The sequence below is a fragment of the Arthrobacter monumenti genome (genome assembly GCF_054511255.1).
The window spans coordinates 338889-357665 of record NZ_JBTNCY010000001.1; the positions used below are offsets into that span (position 1 = coordinate 338889).

Here is an 18777-nt window from a genome sequence, read left to right on the forward strand (position 1 = left end):
ATTCGCCAGGCACATAACGCAAAGCGCTACGCCGTCGAGCACGCCGGCCTCGTCAGCACGAACCCAGCCGAGCCGGGCAAGGGACCTGATTCACTGGCGAGCTGAAACATCCGGGGGTATGTCAGCCAACATCCCCGCCACCAGGAGGAGCGGCGGGGATGTTGGACGGCTACACGGGCGGAACCTCTTATGCGCACATGTGGAGCGATGTTGTCAACGTGGCTGGACAATTCTGGTTCGAGCCGATGCTGCCCCGGTTCCGACATCGTTGGTGGCTGCCACGTCAAACCGGTATCTGCCGGCTGCAAGCGTGAATGTTCTTGAGCGAATCGTCGGCCCGACTGTTCTCGTAATGGGCTGGCCGGTTTGTGTCACACCGTCGGCTGCCATCTTCCGTGCGGTGACGCGGTAGCCGGTGATGGGAGACCCGCCGTTGGACGTCGGGGCCGTCCAATTGGCTGTCGCTGTTAGGGTGCCGCCAATGGGTCCCCGTGCCGGGGCGAGAATCCCAGGCACTCCTGGGCGCTTGGCCGGTGTCACTGTATTGGAGGCCAAAGACAACTGTCCTGCTCCAGCAGCGTTGACTGCGCGGACACGGAAGGTGTACGCCGTTCCATTTTTCAGCCCGGTCACCGTCCGTTTTGTTGCCGTACCGGTGAAGGTGTCTGTCCGCACGATAGTGGTTCCTGTCCGTACCTGTACCTGGTATCCAGTGAGGGCTGTTCCGCCATTGGCTGCCGGAGCCGTCCAGGACAGGTTCACTCTGGCATCGCCGCGGACACCGCGAACGCTTCCCGGGGCCGTTGGTGCCACGTTCGGTGTCACAGTGTTCGACTGCGCTGAGAATGGACCCGTTCCCTTAGTGTTGGTTGCCCGTACCTGGAACCGGTATACCTGACCGTTGGTCAGCCCGTTTACCGTTAGGCTCACGGCTCCTCCCGCAGCGGGACGGAGGGCACCAACCTGGGCACCGGCGTCGTTGATAACCCGCACTGAATACGCATTGACGGCAGCGGATGGTGCTGTCCAGCGCACGGTGGCCGAAGCGTTACGGGCGGTTGCCGGCCCGATAACTGGGGCCCCGGGTATGGCCGAGTCGGAGAATGTGAGGCGCTCAACGTTCCGTAGTGTGTCGGTGCCATCAGCCTGAGTGCCACGGGCGTGGACTATGGTTGTGACGGCGCCAGGCGAACCCGGTTCGCCGGTACCACCGACGGTGGTGACATCGTAGTTTGCCTTGAGGTCGGAGAACTCAGCGGTATCAATGGACGCGCCATTGGCTGGAGTGCGGATCTCCCTGACGGGAACGATGTTCCCCGGGTTGATTTTGCCGGCAAACACGTCCTGTTGCAGAGTGTTCGGGTTACCGGCCTGGTAGGGCTCCTCCATTAGACTGGTCGTCCCGATCTCGGTGCCCGGATCCGCCGGATTTGTGCGGACGCTGAGCTGGACGCTGAGCTGGGCGTCGCCGTCGATAATGTCATTGGCGCCGCGTCCCTCCAGCAGGTCGCTGCCGCCTCCGCCGAGCAGGATGTTTCCAGCGCCCCACACGGGGCCGCTGAGTTCGGCACATTCGCCCGGACCAACAACCGATCTTGCGGCGACGTCGGCAAGCGGAGTGGTAAGCGCCGTGGACGGGACCAAAGCACTCAAGCCCTTGATGCGGTTCACACCCGACTGGTCGAGAACGTCGCAGCCGATAAAGCCCGCTCCGCCAACCTCGCTGGGGATCAGATTATCTCCTCGAATCGTGTCATTGAGATTCCATCCGGAGAGTGCCTCGACTTCGTTGAACCTGTCCCTGACACCCACGGTCAGGACGTCCAGCGGAGGAACGGGCAAGTCAAGGTCGGCGTCCATCGGCTGGGGATCCGCCTGGCCAATGGACCAGTCGAAGCCGGCAGCGCCAACGTTCTTTTCAATCCCGGGTCCGGCGACACCGATGTCATCGCCGCCTTCCATGTCATAGTCGTCGTCACCGCCCTGGCCGATCAGAATGTCATGGCCGGGTTTGTTGTCATCGGTGAAGAACAAGTTGGAGCTGTCGCCGATCAGACCATCAGGCTGGTCGCCACCTTCGATCCAGTCGTCGCCGCCGTCACCGATTCCGGCATCGATGCCTTCGCCAAGGATCATGAAGTCGTTTCCGCCACCGCCGAAGGTTGTGTTCGCGTTGGCTCCGCCGTTGGTGAAGTCGTTGCCGTCCGCTCCCATGATGAGATCGAGTCCGGGGCCAGAATCGATCGCGTCGTGCCCCGGGCCGCCCTTGAGCACATCATCACCGGCAAGGTCGGTGACTATGTCATTGCCCTCGCCGGCAATAGCGACGTCGGCACCGTCGCCGCCTTCGACGACGTCATTACCCCGGTTGCCCCAGAAGGTATCGCTGTCGTTGCCGCCGTAGATCCTGTCGACGCCGGCAGTGCCGTTGTAGACGCTTTGACCGTTAATTCCGGCCGGGTCCACCGTGTTCCTGGAGCGGTATTTGATGGTTCCATCGGGCATCCGGATCAGCAGTGCGGGCTCTTCACATTCGCTTCCGGGATCGTCGGCGACTGTATTGCCCGATTGAGTGAATCCGGCTGGAGTTCCGGCCAGGTTCTTCAGTTCGAACTTGCAATCCGAGGTGGCGAACGGGTCAGCCTTGAGGCCCTTGGCGTTGGTATTGCGCATGATCATTTCGGCGAAGGAGTTGCCCTCGAGCTCGGTGCGCAGGTTCATCCCTGGTGTGCGGGCAAGGTAGTACAACCGGTCACCGTTTTGCAGATCAGTCAACTGACTTTCGAAAACGTAGTTGAAAGTACTGCCCAGCAGGCCGCCGAACACGTTTGTCTGTTCCGCCAGTCCCCCGATCCACAGATCGACGTTGTCCAGTCCGGTGATCGATGCCGTGCCGTTGTTGGCCCACGCACCCGTGCTGTTCATGAAATCCGCTGCGTCCGAGGGAGGTACATCTCCTTTTGCGGCATCGGGATTGACGATGGCCCGCGCTGCAGATCGCTTGCCTTCAACAGTGGCCGCGTTCCTGATCGAGGGGTGCTGTCCGTAAGCTGCAACGAAGTTGACGAGAGATTCAGGGTGCTTAATACTCTCGCCAAAGTCGATCCAGTTGGTGTACGGCTTCAATTGCCCGTCGTTGGTGGCGCCATGCAGCTCTCGGCGCAGTACGTTCAGCCGCGGGATGCCTTCGGAACGGGCGCGGGTGATGTTGATCGTTGCGAGGTCCAGGGGCAGGCCCAGCAGGTTGTTGCGCAGCGTATCGGTGACGAACTCATCGAGCTCATTGCCGACCTGGTCCGACATTCCCATGACGATGCTTCCGGCCGCTTCCTTGGAGGTCAGCGTACCGGCCTCGCCGCCGTCGGTGTATGCAGGCGGGTTCAGGAAGCCATCGAGCAGGGAAATGTCGTTCTGGCTGCCGGGAATATCGTCGGATGTACCGAACTGTCCGTCCGTTCCGGGCCGGTCCTCGTTCCTTCGGGAAATTGTCTCCGTCAGCATGGAGTGCCCGAAACGGTACACCGCATGGGCGAATTCCGCTGTGACGGCCGGATCTACCTCGGTCTGGGTGAAGGCGAACGGCTCAAAGGGGTTGATGCCCGGCTGGATCTTGCGTGCGAATTCCTCGAAGACCAGGTGCTGGTATTCCATTTCAGTGACGAAGCGGGCAGCCTGGAACAGCCGCTCACCGTTCCACCCGCCGGCGCCCTGGCTGGACTTCCACTGGGCGAGTGCCTTGAGTCCGGCCGCTGATGTGTCCCGGGTGAGGGTGTTCTTGATATCGGTGACAAGCCGGTCATGTTCGGAGTGGAACACCTGGTGAATCGCGGTCAGGCCAATGTTTTCATTGACCCTCCCGTCACCGGCGATGAAATGCATGTTCAGGATCTCGTTGTCGTACTGGTTGACACAGCCCACAGGGAAACCTGGCTGCGCACACGGCGTCAATGAGGGTGTGACCACGTTGTCCGGATCCGCGGTGAATCCCGGCTTCGGTACCGCGTTGTTGGCGATATCGGTCAAAAACGGTGTTTCAAAGTGGGTGGCGTTGGCTGGTACGGGAACGGGCGAAGCAGTGTTGCCCTCGACCAGGCCGGTGGCCGTCACGTACTGCGGAAGACCACGCAGTGGGCCAGGGATGAATTTGCCGTACGCGTCCGAGGCAATCATCGGAACGTCCAGCGCGTCCCTGTCCGTCAGGCGCAGACCCAGCCGCGATGCTGCCTGCGACTTAACCCTCGCCCAGGTCGCCATCCCGCCGGCGGTGGGGCCTGCCGGGCCGCCAAGGAGTTTGCCCGTGGAGACGGGCCGGCCCTCGGAGTTGTTCACATACTCACGCACAAAGACCTGGTGGGATGCATGGGAGGTGTAGGTCTGGCTTTGGTCCACCCATGGCGAATCCGTGTTGAGGGCATCCTGGATATCGTCCGGGGTGCCCAGTTCACCATCGGGGCCCGGCTGATTCTTACCCCGGGTCAGCACCATGAAACGCAGGTTGCGGTCAAGGTCGTCGGCGGTGCCGAACTTGTGGTCCGGTCCGGCGACCAGCGGGTCGTCTGACTTCAACGGCACGAACACGGTGCCACCACCCTTGACCGTCTGGTCCACCCCATGATCGAAAAATTGGCCAAACAGCGTGAAAAGTGAATTGTATGGCGGTGAAAGACCAACATCAGTGGTGACGTTTGGAATGAACAAGGTCTGGAAGGAAGGTGTGCAGCCGCTGGGAACACCGCTCACCGGCGGAAGGGCCAGCGGATCAGGGTCCGTGGTGCATGGCACTGTGCCCTCGCTGGATTGGCTCCTGACCGGCAACCCCGCAGCTGCCACGGCGGAGGGGTTGGTGGAGGTCTGGTCCACGATCAGGTTGCTGATTGTCCTGGGCTGGGAATCGAACACGTTCCCGGATTTCTGTGCATAGCTGCTCGGTGCCGGGGGCCCGCCAAGCGAGCCGGACTCAGCCGCGGTGTACGAGGGGGAAGAGAGCCGCGGGAAAACCTGATCCGCCGCACCAAATGATTCCTGTCCTGCTTGCAGGTTATTGCACGACCCGTCCACCGTCCGCAGTCCGTGGGAAATGAGCGGAGTCGCGATCTGGTTGGGTCCGGTGCCGACCAAGGCCCCGCATGGACCAGTGTCCGACGTCGTGTTGGCAACGTGCGCCTCGGCGATCTTGATCTGTTTCAGGATGAACGCCAAGTCCGAGGCGGTCACAGTAAATCCCTGACCGACCGGAGCCGTCTCGGCATTGGCAGCAACTACCGGCAACCCTAAAGATACCGTCACAAGCAGAGCCGTCGCCCCCGCCATCAGCCGGGAAGCGCGTGCGCGGCTCCGACCCGTTCCACCGGTGCGACGGCGGGACGCGGACGGCACTGCGTCCAAATCAATAATGCCATTGTGATGGATGGGAGTCATGACGCACCTGCTTCTGATGTAAGTACGCTGAGTGTCTGCCCGGAACCTTTCAAAAACCTTGGAAGCATCCCGGTGGAAAACGAGCGTCGCAGGGCGTTGAGTGGGAGTTCGACATTTGCGGCCGCAGCATCCTTAGGTGACGCAGACAAGTACGACTAAGAACAAAGGCAGGGCGGTCCCACACGAGTGCGGAACCGCCCTACCTTTACTTAAACGCTCGGCGCGAACCGGTCAGGAATAGGCTGCCTTCACGGCCAGGACGGGACACTGCGCTTCCAGCAGGATCTGCTGTGCCGTGCTGCCCATGATCAGTTTCCCGACAGGTGTGCGCCGGCGAAGCCCGATGACGATCAGGTCTGCCCGGTGTTTCTCAGCGGCGTCGACGACCTCATCGGCCGCAGCGTGGCCGCGGACCGGCTGCTGCAGGATGTGTTCGACCTTCGCCTCTTGCAGTTTCTCCTTCAGCGACGCCGCATCATCTGGTTGGATAAAGCGGTTGTCGACATACGCGTCACCACGAGAGGAGTTGATGACCACCAGCACGGTGTTCAGCCGCTGGGCCTCTTCAATGGCCCGGTCAAGGGCCGCCTCGCCTTCGGCGGTGGGGATGTACCCGGTAACGACGCTCATCGGTGCTCCTGACTTTCGTGGTGACTGCGGTTCCCCGTGGCGGCGAGGTGCTGCTTGCTGTCCGCGGGTGGGGTGCTGTCCGTTGTGGGCGCGGCCTCGCGGTTGCTGTCGGCTGCGGCGGCGACCTTCTCGTCGTCGTCGTGATCCGACGGTCCTTCCGCGGGCTCAGGCGCTCCGGCACCCAGTCCCCCATTTCCCTTATCTGAATCTCCCTTTCCTGATCCGAACCGCTTCCGCAGCGAAACCAGCAGGGGCCAGGCGAGGACCAGGGCGATGATGATGTAGACGACGACGGCGACCGTTTCGTTGATCAGGCCAACGGGGTTGCCGGCGGTGAACTGCAGAGCCGTGCGCAACTGCTCCTCAGCGCGAGGGCCGAGGATGACACCGAGCACCAAGGGCAGGACGGGCAAACCGTAGCGGCGCATCGCGAAGCCGAGCAGCCCGAGGACCATCAGGATCACCAGATCGAACGCCTGCAGGTTGACCGAGTAGGCGCCCAGCGTGGCGAAGAAGAGGATGCCTGCGTACAGATACGGACGGGGAAGCTGGAGCAGCTTTGCCCAGAATGGCGCGAGCGGCAGGTTGATCAGCAGCAGCAGGGTGTTGCCGATGAACAGGCTGGCGATCAGTGCCCACACCAGTTGCGGTTCGGTGTCGAACAGCAGCGGTCCTGGCTGGATGCCGTACTGGACGAAGGCTGCCAGCATGACAGCCGCCGTCGCATTCGTTGGCAGGCCCAGCGCCAGCATTGGCGTCAGGGTTCCCGCGGCCGAGGCGTTGTTCGCGGCCTCGGGGCCGGCGACACCTTCGATGGCGCCGTGGCCGAACTCTTCGGGGTGCTTCGAGAGCCGCTTCTCCGTCACGTAGGACAGGAAGGTCGGGATCTCGGCGCCGCCGGCGGGCAAGGCGCCGAACGGGAAGCCGTACGCGGTGCCGCGGAGCCATGGTTTCCAGGACCGTTTCCAATCCTGTTTGCCCATCCAGGGACGTCCGACCGGTATGGTCTGCGAGACGTTCCGGCGCAGGTGGGCAGCAATCCAGAGCGCTTCACCGATGGCAAAGATGGCCACTGCGACGACGACGATGTCCAGTCCATCGACCAGCAGCGCCTGTCCGAAGATGAGCCGTTCCTGTCCGGTGACCGGGTCGAGGCCGACCAGACCGATGGCGAGCCCCAGTCCCAGCGAGGCGAAGCCGCGGACCCGGGATGCTCCGAGCACGGCGGTAACGGCCAGCAGCGCCAGCAGCATGATGGCCAGGTAGCTGGCTGCTCCCAGGCTGACGGCGAACTGGACGACCAGCGGGGCGATCAGCACCAGCAGCATCGTGCCGATGGTGCCGGCAACGAACGAGCCAATCGCGGCGGTGGCCAGGGCCTGTGCGGCGCGGCCGGCCTTGGCCATTTTGTGGCCTTCGATGGCGGTAACCACCGTGGAGGATTCGCCCGGGGTGTTCAGCAGGATCGACGTCGTCGAACCGCCATACATGCCGCCGTAGTAGATACCGGCGAACATGATGAAGGCGCTTGTCGGTTCCAAAGCGTAGGTGACCGGCAGCAGCAGTGCCACGGTCATGGCGGGGCCGACGCCGGGGAGCACGCCGACGGCGGTACCCAGCAGCACGCCGAGCACGGCATACATCAGATTGATGGGGGTCGCAGCGGTTGCGAACCCGTCCATCAGTAAGGACAGTGCGTCCATTTAGAGCACTCCTTCCAGGAGGCCGGCCGGCAGGAGGATTCCCAGGCCTGCGTAAAAACCGTAGAAAGTGGCGACCGACATGCCCAGCGAGATCAGCGGATCACGCACGTAGTGCCGGCTGCCGAGAGCCCATGCGCTGCCCCAGAACAGGAGCATCCCGGAGATCACCCAGCCTGCCCAGTTGATGAGCAGGATGTTGGCGGTGAAGACCACGATCAGCGGTATGACCGTGGCCCAGTCGGTCGGGTGTGACAGGTCGACATCCTCGCCGCCTTCGGCTTCGCCGTGCCCTCCCCTCAGGACATTCCAGGTCAGTACGACGGCGGTGGCCAGCAGCAGGGCCGCGACCATATAGGGAACGGCCTTGGGACCTACCGGGTCCGCCTGCGAGTAGGGAGCGTTCAGCTGCGCTGTGTCCCAGAGAACCACAGCGCCGACCACTCCGAGCAGGAGCGCAATGCCCAGCTCGGAGCGGCCCTGCAACCGTGCTTTCAGCTGGTTCATGCCAAGCCCAGTTTGGTCAGCACGTCCTCGACCCGCTGATCCTGTTCGGTGATGAAGTCAGCGAACTTGTCGCCGGTCATGAAGGCGTCTTCCCACTGGTTCTGCTTCAGCGCCTCTTGCCATTCATCCGTGGCGTGCATCTTCTCCAGCGCTGCGATCAGCTCGGCCTTGCGCTCATCGGTGATTCCCGGAGGGGCAACCAGTCCGCGCCAGTTGGTGAAGACGAGGTCGATGCCTTCCTCTTTCAGGGTGGGGGCGTCCACGCCGGGGAGGCGCTCCTCGCCGCTGGTGGCCAGGACCCGGATTTCGCCGGTCTTGATCTGGTCCAGGAACTCGCCCGCGCCGGAGGCCGCGAAGCCGAGCCGGTTGCCAAGGATGTCGGGCAGCATGTCTCCGCCGCCGTCGTAGGAAACGTAGTTCACCTTGTTGGGGTCGATGCCGACGGTCTCGGCCAGCTGCATCGGCAGCAGGTGGTCGGGGCCTCCCGGGGAGGAGCCGCCGCCGACGGCCATCTTCGCCGGGTTCTTCTTCCAGGCGGCGACCAGATCGTCAATGGTCTTGTACGGCGAGTTCTTGGGAACCATGATGGCGCCCGGCTCCTGGATCAGGCGGGCCAGCGGGGTGGTGTCCTTCAGGCTGGCGGTCGTGTCGTTGGTGTAACTGGCACCGACGACGCCGAGTCCCATCAGCATGGACAGGTCGCCGTTGCCCTTCTCGTTCACGGTGCGGGACAGGCCAACGGTTCCGCCGGCGCCGGCGAGGTTGAATACTTCGATGCCGGAAGCGACGTCGGTATCCTCCATCACCTTGGCGGCGACACGGGCGGTGGTGTCGTAACCGCCGCCTGCCGTGTTCGGCACCATGATGCGCATGTCGGTAATCGGGCCGGCGGCCTTTCCTTCAGATCCCGAACTGCCTCCGGTGACGCCACAGCCGGTTGCGGCGATGGCGATCCCGGCTGCCAGGGCTGTCAGGCGTAGTTTGTTGCTTCGTTTCATGGGAGTTCTTCTCTCAATCGGTTGGTGGACTAATCCGATCGTAGGGCCGCCCGTGACGCCGGTCACTCTTGTGGTCTCAAAGAACGTTAAGTTCATTGTGGTCACGGAATCAGGGCCGTTTTTGCTTGGAATTCCGCGGAAAACGGGCTCAGTTCCGGTGGTATAGTTCACGGCACCTGCGAACATTATCCAGGACGGAACTGCATCATCGGCCGGCAAAAATCTGGAGGTCGCGCTGTGCTGAAGCGGCACACAGGAGGACAGAAAATGCCATGGCGACGACGGCGTCGGATGTCTTTGGCGGGACAGTACCTCGCACTCCAGCTTCTGATCATACTGGTGGTCCTCGTCGCCGTCGCCGCGATCTCCGTGGCTGAATCCTCCCAGGCCGTTCAACGCACCGAGGGCCGCCGCGCGTTGTCCGCGGCCGAGACGCTTGCGTCCAATCCCACCGTGCGCCAGCTGCTCCCCCAGGCCCAACCCGGAGCTGGAGCGGCGCTGCCGTCAGTGGCCGAGGCAGTCAGGACAATATCCGGTTCGTCTTCGGTGGCGCTGGCCACGGAGGAGGGCACCGTGGTGACGTCCTCCGACCCTGCCTTGGTGGGTGAACCGCTGCCGCTGGGCGAGAGCCGGGTGATGGAGGGGCGCGCCTGGACCGGGCTCATCTCTGCCGGCGGCAGCACCGCCGTCGTCGCCCATGTGCCGGTACTTAACGACGACGGCGAGTTCGTGGGGATCGCCGTCGTCGGCCGGGACTATCCTTCCGTTGGCGAACGTCTGGTCCAGGCCACGCCGAACCTCCTCACCTATCTGGGCGTGGCCAGCGCGCTGGGCATCGCCGGATCCCTGCTGCTGTCACGCCGGGTGAAACGCCAGACGCTTGGGATGGAGCCGAGGGAGATCACCAGTCTGGTCGAGCACCGCGAGGCGATGCTGCACGGGCTCAAGGAAGGCGTCATCGCCCTCGATCCGCAGGAGCGCATCACGCTCATCAACGACAGCGCACGCCAACTCCTGGAACTGCCGACCGATTGCGTCGGACGCGACCTTGACGCTCTCGGCGTCGACGCGCAGCTGAAGGAAGCACTCACGGAAACCCATTCCGGACCGGACCGGTTGGTCCTCGTCGGCGAGCGGATGGTGGCCTTCAACCGGAGGCCGATCCGCTCCCACGGCCGCGTGATCGGCTCGGTCACCACCCTGCGCGACCGCACCGAGCTCTCCTCGCTGGAAAAGGAACTCGGCGCCACGCGCACCACCACCGACACCCTGCGCGCGCAGACCCACGAGTTCGCCAATCAGCTGCACACCATATCGGGGCTGATTCAGCTCGAAGAATATGATGAAGTGGTGCAATTCGTCGAAGGCGTCAGCCGCAGCCGCACCCAGCTTTACGACGACGTCACCACCCGCGTCAGCGATCCGTCCCTGGCCGCGCTGCTCATCGCCAAGGCAAGCCTGGCCGCCGAACGCGGCGTCAAGCTGGACCTCTCCCCGGACTCGCAGCTGGGCCGGATGAACGAGGAGCTGTCGCGGGACCTGACCACCGTCGTAGGCAATCTCGTGGACAATGCACTCGACGCCCTTCGAAGCATTCCGGATGCTACGGTTTCGATTCATTTGCAGGAGGAAGCAGACGAAGTGCAGGTGACCGTACGCGACTCCGGGCCGGGAATCGATCAGGACAAAATGGAGGACGTTTTCCGACAGGGCTACACCACCAAATCCCCCTCAAGCGAAGGCGGGCGCGGGTTCGGACTCGCGCTCACCCGCCTGGTCTGCCAGCGGCGCGGCGGTGACATCAGCGTGCACAACGACGACGGCGCCGTCTTCACTGCGCGCCTGCCGAAACGGAGGTCGCGAACATGATCGAAGTGCTCATCATCGACGACGACTTCATGGTCGCGAAAATCCACGCCGGGTTCGTCCAACGCACCAAGGGCTTCACCGTCGTCGGAATTGCCCATACCGGTGCCCAGGCACTCAGCGAAGCGCAACGTCTGCAACCGGATCTGGTCCTGCTGGACGTGCACCTGCCCGACATCAACGGTCTTGACCTCCTGCAGCAACTGCGCGAGACCGTTCCTGAACTGGATGTGCTCGTGATCAGCGCTGCGATGGAAGCCGACACGGTCCGCCGGGCATTGCGCGGGGGAATCGTGCACTATCTGATGAAACCGTTCTCCCAGGAAGACCTGCGGGAACGGCTCGAGCACTATCAGCGCGCCTACCGGCATCTCGACTCATCGAAGAGCGAAACCGACCAGGCAGACGTGGACCGTGTCTTCGGGGTCAGCCGCGAGGACAAACCGCTCCCCAAAGGCTTCAGCGCCGAAACCCTGAAGCTGGTGGAACGCGTGCTGCGCGATGCGAACACAGACCTCTCCGCGGCCGAAGCAGCCGAGCGGCTCGGAATCGCCAGAGTCAGCGCCCGCCGCTACCTCGAACATCTGGCCGACACCGGCAAAGTCGAGGTCCGCCTGCGCTATGGCGAGGTCGGCCGTCCCGAGCGCCGCTACCTGGCCACGTAAGCGGCAGGGTCGAGGCGAGGTCCTTTTTGCGGGGTTAATTGGGAAGACTCCCCGGGCTCCGTGGACTGTTCCAGGGAGCGAGGGGAGCCAGCACTTCCAAGCTAGGCGCCTGCAAGTTTCGGGGCAAGAGCGTGGATCGCCTTACAGAAAACCTTTGCTTAACTGTAATCGTTGTTCCCAAGGTGGGTGCATCGTGGTTCTTGTCCGTGACAACGCTGGCCTTCAGCCCAATACCCGGCATCCAAAAGTGGGCCCAGTCTGTCTGTGCCCAACCTTCATGGGCTCCCAGTGGGCTGGACAAGCACCGGGCCGTCCTGTGATTCCGCCCATGCCCGGGTTAGGCTGACGTTGTGCAGCTACCTGTGATGCCTCCCGTCAAGCCGATGCTCGCCAAACCGGTCAAGAAGATCCCGCCGGATCAGCTCTACGAACCGAAGTGGGACGGCTTCCGTGCCATCGTGTTCCGCGACGGCGACGAGGTGGAGATCGGCAGCCGCAACGGCAAACCGATGACGCGCTACTTCCCCGAGGTCGTCGAGGCGCTGAAGGCCAATCTTCCCGAACGCTGCGTGCTCGACGGCGAGATCGTCGTCGTCGATTCCGCGGGCCAGGGCCTGGATTTCGAGGCGCTGCAGCAGCGGATCCATCCGGCCGACAGTCGAGTGAAGCTGCTGAGCAAGAGCACGCCTGCCTGCTTCGTTGCCTTCGATCTGCTGGCCACCGACGACACGGATCTGACGGACGAACCGATGACCCGCCGTCGTGAATTGCTGGAAGAACTGCTGGCCAACGCGCGCCCGCCCATCTACATCACCCCCGCGACCGACGACGTCGACGTGGCCCAGGACTGGTTCACCCGCTATGAGGGAGCCGGGCTCGACGGCGTCATCGCCAAGCCGCGCGAGCTGCAGTACCGGCAGGACAAGCGGGTGATGTTCAAGATCAAGCATGAGCGCACCGCCGACTGCGTGGTGGCTGGCTACCGGGTGCACAAGAGCGGAAATGATGCCATTGGTTCGCTGCTGCTTGGCCTGTACGACGCCGAAGGGAGCCTGTCCTCGGTGGGCGTGATCGGCGCATTCTCAATGAGCCGCCGACGGGAGCTGTTCAAGGAACTCCAGCCGCTGGTGACGGACATGAACGAGCACCCGTGGTCGTGGACCGACGACACCTCGCTGCAGGAAAACGAGTCCGGGGCGCGGTCGCCTCGGAAGTCCGAAACCAGCCGGTGGAACGCCGGGAAGGACCTGAGCTTCGTGCCGCTGCGGCCCGAGCTCGTGGTGGAGGTGCGCTACGACTATATGGAGGGCACCCGGTTCCGGCACACCACCCAGTTCGTGCGCTGGCGCCCGGACCGCGAACCGGAATCCTGCACCTATACCCAGTTGGAGCAACCGGTCGCGTTCGACCTCAGCGAGGTCCTGCCGGCGCGGTAGCGAAATGAGGCAACGGAGGTCAGACCTGCTGTGCTTGCGGGGGCGGCCGTCCCGCACACATCATGAACAATATGAATCGACATTTGCCATCGAAGGGAATCACGGCGTGAGCCTCACCGATCTGCTACGCGACGGTGCCTGGACCACCCCGCCCGCCTCCGCAGTCGTTGTCGACGACGAGCTGCACGTCACCGCCGTGGAGGGCAGCGACGCGTGGCGGAACACTTCTTACGGCTTCGTCCACGACACCGAGCACGCCTTGCTCGCGCCCCCGCCGGCACCAAGTGCGATCGAGGTGAGCTTCCGCCTTGACTACGCCGAGCAGTTCGACCAAGCCGGAGCATTCCTGCGAGTGTCCAATACGGAGTGGATCAAGGCAGGAGTGGAAGTCTCCGACGGGCTGCCGCAGGTGGGTGCCGTCGTCACCCACGGCAACTCCGACTGGTCCGTGGCCCCGGTGCCCGAGTGGACGGGGCGGGAAGTGACGGTCCGCACCAGCCGCGCGGGTGACGCCGTCACCGTCCGTGCCAAGGTGGACGGCGAACCCTTCCGGCTGCTGCGCGTCGCGCACTTCGACCCGAGCGTCGACGTTTCAGCTGGACTGTACTGCTGCTCTCCCACTCGCGGCGGGCTGACGGTACGCTTCCTCAGGTACCGCGCCACCGAAGCGGATACCGCGCTACACTGAGGCCATTTCAATCCGCACGTGCGGTTCTTCGTACACGAGAGCTCGTTCAGTCAGTTCAGGATTCCGAGGAGCAGGCCTGGCGGCGGCGCAGACGCCGAGGGTGCGCAGGATGCTCCAGCGCAGCTTGAAGATCATGACCATCGCGGCGGCGGTGATGCCGGTCAGCGCCGCTGACAGTGGTTTGTTCCCACGCAGCCGTTCGACATGCGGGGCACCCAGGAAGATAAACAGGAAACAGGGGGCGAAGGTCACCCAGGTCGTCAGCAGGGAGGCGATCACCGCCGCGGTCCATGGGTCAAGGGTGCCAGGGTCCCGGAAGGCGCCGAGAACCGCTGTCAGACAATGATGCTGCGTAAGAGCCTGTGGAGAAGATTCACTGAAACCCATCCGTGACGGCGATCACACCGAATTGAGTGTATGGCGTCCAAAATTTGGGCCCCCATCCCTGATGAGGAGATCGAGATGAAGAAGAAAGTATTCCTGCTGGCCCCCGCCGTTGCACTCGGTTTGACCGCGATGGCCGGCGCTCCGGCGATGGCTGACCACGCCTCGGGTTCGTACTCGACCACGTTCCAGGACATTAATGAGACCGGCGCGGCCGGCAGTGCCTGGGTCAATGTCGAAGGCTCCACGGCCACGGTCAACATTGAGGCTTCCGGACTGGCTGAAATGTTCGGTAAGGGTCCGTTCCCGCACGTACAGCACATCCACATCGCTGCCCAGGGTGTCTGCCCGACTATGGAGGCCGATGCCAACGGTGACGGAATCATCGACACCGTCGAAGGCCAGCCCTCCTACGGTGAAATCGGCACCACCCTCTCCCTCGGCGATGCTGACAAGAGCCCGGCCGCCGCCACGGACATCAGCGTTGCCCCGTCCGGTGGATCATTCACCTACTCGGAAACCTTCGAGTTGAACGATGCCACCCAAGACTCCCTCGCTGATGGAACCGGCGTCATCGTCATTCACGGCATTGACCCTGCCGGCCTGAGCGAAGAAGCCGCCAATGCTCCCTCGAACCTGGTTCCGGAACTGCCGCTGGCAGCCACGGCTCCGGCCCTGTGTGGTGCCTTGGAGATGATGCCCGCAGGTGGCGCTGACACCGGCGTTACCCCTGTTGCCTCCACCAACGGTGGCAACGGTTCCAACGAGATGGGCATGATCGCCCTCGGCGGTGGCCTGCTGGCCGCAGCCGGCGGAGCCTACGTTATTCGCCGCACCCGCAGCCAAAACTAGGTCCGGCCTGTATCAATGACCGCCGCAGGGCCTTGCCACCCCAGTTCCGGGGCGGCAGGGTCCTGCGGCGTGAACCGGCCATCTCCCAATCACCGCGTACCATCTGGCTTGTTCCGACGACGTCGCAGAGCAGGAGCGCCCGCTGGTCCGGGAAGCGGACAAAGCGATGGTGACCGGAACTGTGAAGTGGTTCAGCCCGTCGAAAGGTTACGGCCTGATCACCCCCGATCATGGCGGTGAAGATGTGTTCGCGCATTATTCTGCGGTCACCGGTCACGGTTACCGCCTTCTCTATGCGGGCCAGAAGGTGCAGTTCGACATCAAACCGGGAAAAAGAGGCCCACGTGCCAGCCGCATCCAGCGGCTCAACCCCGACAGCAGCAGATAAACCTCCTGCACATGTGCCCACCGTGGGCTGGAGCGGGACGCCTCGTCCCACTCGACGGTGGCTCCGGTCCACACGCCTTCTACCAGTGACTCCATTAACCACTAAGACCTGGACAGAAGCGAGCATAAGCAAATGGATAACAGCAGTTGGCTGCCAACTACCAAATGGCCGCCCCGGGCGGTATCGGAGGGATCCTGGCCATCATCGGCTTCACCCTGATACAACGCAGACAGCGCGACAAGAGCCGGCATTGACAAGCGGACAACGGGGCTGGCCTCTGGATGTACAGTTCGACCCATCGACAGCATCCCGCCGGCATAAAAAAACTACCCCCGGCTGCCGTGGAACCAATTCGATTCCGTAGCAAGCCCGGGGGCCGTTTTTATTCGCTGATGCGGAGAGAGGGCTCTCTCCTTACGAGCGCTCTGCTGCCTTCCGGCGTACCACATAGGTTCCACCGGCCGCGGCAACCAGCATCAGGCCACCGCCGAGGGCAAGGACGCCGAGGTTGGCGGCGTTGCCCGGCTGCGTCACACCGGTGTCCACGCCACCTTCGGGCATCGGGCTGACCTGTTGCTCCATCCCGGCGCCATCATCCATCGATCCCGCGGCACCGTCGTCCGTGGAACCAGCGCCCATGGACTCATCATCCATTGAACCGCCGCCCATCGAGCCGCCGGCGGCTTCGACCATCAGCGAACCGGACATGTTCGGATGGATGGTGCAGATCAGGGTGTATTCTCCTGGCTCCTGCGGCGCTGTGAACGTCCCCGTCGCTCCTGCTTCAATGATCCCTGTATCGAATGCGCCATTGGCGTCGGTGGCGGTGTGCGGGACGTCGTCGTTATTGACGACTGTAACCGTTGCACCCGGGGTGACCGGTCCGGATGCTGCGTACGAGAAATCATCGATAGTGATGGTGACTTCGGCCGCCTGGGTCATCGCCGGGGCATTGACCGCCGGAGTTGAAGCGGCTGCAATCGAGGCGGAACCAAGAGTCGCGCCGCTGGCCAGTGTGGCCAAGAACGCAATGCTGAGAGCTTTTTCGCTGGTGTTCATGATGGTGCCTTCCCGCGGCGGACCCTTCGGGTGAATTTTTTCTTCTCGTTCGCCACGCTCCGGGGCGCGGATTGCACACAGACCCACCGCTACTATGTTCTTCGTCACAGACCGCTCCATCGATTGCCCGGGCCGCCCAAAATCAAACCCCGGAGCACACCCACTGACGAGCGGCCAGATCAGCGGGAACCGGCGAAGTGCACCCGGCATGCCTCCAAAAACTATTGCCTGCTCGCATTCTGAGGCCTAATCTTGGAGTGCTGGCTCCCTCGTTTAGGTCATTCTCCAATGACGGGCAGGGGGCCTTCCCACTGGTTCCACCTATGTTCGTATCTGGCATGAAAACGTGGAGCTGGTGTAGGCGTCGATGAGCGTCGGACTTCCCCTAGAGCCCTTCGTCTCATCGACGCTTAGAATCTGAGGGTAAGTGACGGTAGGCAGGCGAATACTTGGTAGTTGTTCGGCCGCCGACTACGGGTGAATACGACTCTTACTCCGGAAGGTGTCGAGCAGCGACGGCTGTCCCCGGCGTTTGGCGAGGAACGCCGACAAAGAACCTGCTAATACGCACGGCTCTCATCGTATGGACGTGAAACAGGCATCATCCGATTGTTCGGGGTTGCTCCACCATCGTCGGGTTAGGCTCGCAGGGCACCAACCCGGCCGCTTTCGACCACGTATGAGGCGTCGATGGTCGCGGGCGAGGCGGTGTCGGCGGCCGAGTCCGTCACGAGGTAGTCGCTACGGAACTCTTTGGCAGTCACGGTGCACCGGGTCCAGCCGCGCTGGTCGGGGTTTATGTAGTGGGTATGGGGATTGGCCGGCAGCCCGTTCGTGATATCTTGTGCCCAGCCGCAGCCTGAGCTGATCGAGGTTCCCACGAATTCCGTGGTCACTGCCGGGGAGGTCGGGTCGGCGTAGTCCAACAGCACATCGTTGACGAAGGCGCTATGCCAGTCTCCCGAGAGCACCACCGGATTGGCTGGCTTTTTCTGGTCGATGAAGTTGGTTAGCCGGTTGCGTGAGACCACGTAGCCGTCCCACTGGTCGTGGTTGACCGAAAGAGTTTCGGTGGTGTCGTAGTCGTATTGGGCCATCATCGTCTGCTGCGCAATGACGTTCCACCGGGCGGAGGAGGAGTCCAATCCTTTGAAGAGCCACTGCTCCTGCTCGTCTCCCATCAGTGTCCGCGAGGGGTCGTACACGTCAGGGTGCTGTGGGCCGCCGGGGAAGTTTCCGGTCAACTGGTCGGACCGGTACTGGCGCGTGTCAAGCACATGGAAGGTCGCCAGTTTGCCGTAGTCCAGCCGGCGGTGAAGAATCATGTCCGGGCCGGTAGGACGCTGCGGGCGGCGCAGCGGAAGGTGCTCGTAGTAGGCCTGGAAAGCGTTGGCCCGTAGCTGCAGGAAGCGCTCAGGGTCATTGGAAGCCTCATTGTCGGCCTGGGAGATACCGGCGGCCCAGTTGTTCTCGATCTCGTGGTCGTCGAAGGTCACCACAAAGGGGAACCGCGCATGGGCGGCCTGCAGATCGACTGAGGATTTGTACAACGCATGGTTATTGCGGAAGTCGGCCAGCGACTCGTGATTTCTGCCCTCATAGGTGTAGTCCCCCACATGCACCACCAAATCAAGATCCTCCTGTGCCATCGTCCGATACGCCGCGTAACGACCACCGGCCCAGGCCTGGCAGGAGGCCAGGCCGAAGGCAACCATGCCCGGGTCCGACCCAGCGGCGGGCGCCGTCCGGGTATGGCCGACGAGACTCTCCTCGTTACCAACGCGGAACCGGAACCAGTAATCCGCCGAAGAGCGCAACCCTGCGACCTCAACGTGCACAGAGTGGGCCAGTTCGGGAACGGCGCTTTGACTGCCAGCCTTCACCACCGTGCGGAATTCCGGGTCGGCGGCAACCTGCCAGCTCACCTGAACTTTGCGCGGCGGCATCCCACCCATTCCGTCAGGTGCCTGGGGGTCGGGTGCCAAACGGGTCCAAAGCACCACGCCGTCGGAAGTAGGGTCACCCGAGGCAACACCCAGAGTGAACGGGTTCTGCGGGAACCGCGGGACCGCCCAGGCAGGGGCGGCGGAAAAGCCATACATGGCCGCTATTGCGACGGCTCCGGCGGACCCGGCAAGGAAATTACGACGGGACGCGGTGAAGGAATCGGGCACGGTGTCTCTCCT

The 18777-nt window shown here is 63.2% G+C and carries 14 protein-coding genes; 6 read left to right on the top strand and 8 right to left on the bottom strand.

Annotation, left to right across the window (positions count from 1 at the left end; translation table 11 throughout):
• Positions 1-213: 213 nt before the first annotated feature.
• The 5 genes from ACX80B_RS01635 to ACX80B_RS01655 all read right to left on the bottom strand — a co-directional run bounded on the left by ACX80B_RS01635 (position 214) and on the right by ACX80B_RS01655 (position 9253).
• Positions 214-5418: a peroxidase family protein gene (locus ACX80B_RS01635; protein ID WP_459292355.1), complete on the bottom strand. Its 5205-nt coding sequence runs from the start codon at positions 5416-5418 to the stop codon at positions 214-216.
• A gap of 231 nt (positions 5419-5649) precedes the next feature.
• Complete coding sequence (locus ACX80B_RS01640) at positions 5650-6048, bottom strand: universal stress protein (RefSeq protein WP_459292357.1); 399 nt, start codon at positions 6046-6048, stop codon at positions 5650-5652.
• Complete coding sequence (locus ACX80B_RS01645) at positions 6045-7751, bottom strand: tripartite tricarboxylate transporter permease (RefSeq protein ID WP_459292359.1); 1707 nt, start codon at positions 7749-7751, stop codon at positions 6045-6047. The genes ACX80B_RS01640 and ACX80B_RS01645 overlap by 4 nt, the downstream gene beginning before the upstream one ends.
• The gene (locus ACX80B_RS01650; protein WP_459292361.1) at positions 7752-8255 is read right to left on the bottom strand and encodes a tripartite tricarboxylate transporter TctB family protein; all 504 of its coding nucleotides are present in this window, start codon (positions 8253-8255) and stop codon (positions 7752-7754) included. It lies immediately after the preceding gene.
• Positions 8252-9253, bottom strand: a complete 1002-nt coding sequence (locus tag ACX80B_RS01655) for a Bug family tripartite tricarboxylate transporter substrate binding protein (protein WP_459292363.1) — start codon at positions 9251-9253, stop codon at positions 8252-8254. Before ACX80B_RS01655 ends, ACX80B_RS01650 begins: the two co-directional genes overlap by 4 nt.
• A 291-nt stretch (positions 9254-9544) precedes the next feature.
• Between ACX80B_RS01655 and ACX80B_RS01660 the strand changes: the two genes are divergently transcribed.
• From ACX80B_RS01660 to ACX80B_RS01675, 4 genes are all read left to right on the top strand, one after another.
• A complete protein-coding gene (locus ACX80B_RS01660; RefSeq protein WP_459292853.1) occupies positions 9545-11122 on the top strand; it encodes a sensor histidine kinase in 1578 nt (525 codons plus the stop codon).
• A complete protein-coding gene (locus ACX80B_RS01665; protein WP_459292365.1) occupies positions 11119-11784 on the top strand; it encodes a response regulator in 666 nt (221 codons plus the stop codon). The genes ACX80B_RS01660 and ACX80B_RS01665 overlap by 4 nt, the downstream gene beginning before the upstream one ends.
• 350 nt (positions 11785-12134) lie before the next feature.
• Positions 12135-13220, top strand: coding sequence for an ATP-dependent DNA ligase (locus tag ACX80B_RS01670; protein WP_459292367.1), 1086 nt, complete (start codon positions 12135-12137; stop codon positions 13218-13220).
• Between the two features lie 106 nt (positions 13221-13326).
• Positions 13327-13908, top strand: coding sequence for a DUF1349 domain-containing protein (locus ACX80B_RS01675; protein ID WP_459292369.1), 582 nt, complete (start codon positions 13327-13329; stop codon positions 13906-13908).
• Here ACX80B_RS01675 and ACX80B_RS01680 read toward each other — a convergent pair.
• On the bottom strand, positions 13900-14187 hold the full coding sequence (locus ACX80B_RS01680; protein WP_459292371.1) for a chromate transporter: 288 nt from the start codon (positions 14185-14187) through the stop codon (positions 13900-13902). The genes ACX80B_RS01675 and ACX80B_RS01680 overlap by 9 nt on opposite strands.
• 183 nt (positions 14188-14370) lie before the next feature.
• On the opposite strand from ACX80B_RS01680, the gene ACX80B_RS01685 reads away from it, so the two are divergent.
• Positions 14371-15144, top strand: a complete 774-nt coding sequence (locus tag ACX80B_RS01685) for a hypothetical protein (RefSeq protein ID WP_459292373.1) — start codon at positions 14371-14373, stop codon at positions 15142-15144.
• 166 nt (positions 15145-15310) lie between these two features.
• Positions 15311-15532: a cold-shock protein gene (locus ACX80B_RS01690; RefSeq protein ID WP_459292375.1), complete on the top strand. Its 222-nt coding sequence runs from the start codon at positions 15311-15313 to the stop codon at positions 15530-15532.
• Positions 15533-15946: 414 nt separating this feature from the next.
• Here the strand turns inward: ACX80B_RS01690 and ACX80B_RS01695 are convergent, their stop codons facing one another.
• Together ACX80B_RS01695 and ACX80B_RS01700 are read right to left on the bottom strand one after the other, a co-directional pair.
• Positions 15947-16699, bottom strand: coding sequence for a cupredoxin domain-containing protein (locus tag ACX80B_RS01695; protein ID WP_459292377.1), 753 nt, complete (start codon positions 16697-16699; stop codon positions 15947-15949).
• A gap of 530 nt (positions 16700-17229) precedes the next feature.
• The gene (locus tag ACX80B_RS01700; protein WP_459292379.1) at positions 17230-18765 is read right to left on the bottom strand and encodes an alkaline phosphatase D family protein; all 1536 of its coding nucleotides are present in this window, start codon (positions 18763-18765) and stop codon (positions 17230-17232) included.
• Positions 18766-18777 lie beyond the last annotated feature (12 nt).